Origin of the sequence: Parachitinimonas caeni, from assembly GCF_030129945.1 — a bacterium.
GTDB classification, from domain to species: domain Bacteria; phylum Pseudomonadota; class Gammaproteobacteria; order Burkholderiales; family Chitinimonadaceae; genus Parachitinimonas; species Parachitinimonas caeni.
Genome location: NZ_JARRAF010000318.1, coordinates 1 through 252, shown reverse-complemented (window position 1 = coordinate 252; position 252 = coordinate 1). Strand labels below are relative to the sequence as shown.

At 62.3% G+C, this 252-nt stretch carries 1 protein-coding gene; it reads right to left on the bottom strand.

What is annotated here, in order from left to right; genetic code table 11:
- The coding region (locus PZA18_RS24870; protein WP_284103549.1) for an IS66 family transposase at nt 1-252 on the bottom strand (252 nt) is incomplete at both ends.

The window sequence follows — 252 nt, the reverse complement described above, 5'->3', positions numbered from 1 at the left end:
GACCGCCACCCTTGAACGTCTCCCCACCTGGCCTAATGGCCGCATTGATGAACTACTCCCCCTGAATTCAACAACCGCTAGCTGATTCACGCTTCGGACGCAACGTGGGGCGATCGGACGGATACGGTCGTTGCTACGATAGGCCCACAGATACGCCCGCTTGGTCTTGCCGGCACCCGGGTCCAGTTGCTGCACGGGCGTCTCATCGGCGTGCAATACCGTCTGCTGCTTGAGCCGGACCGCCAGCCGGTC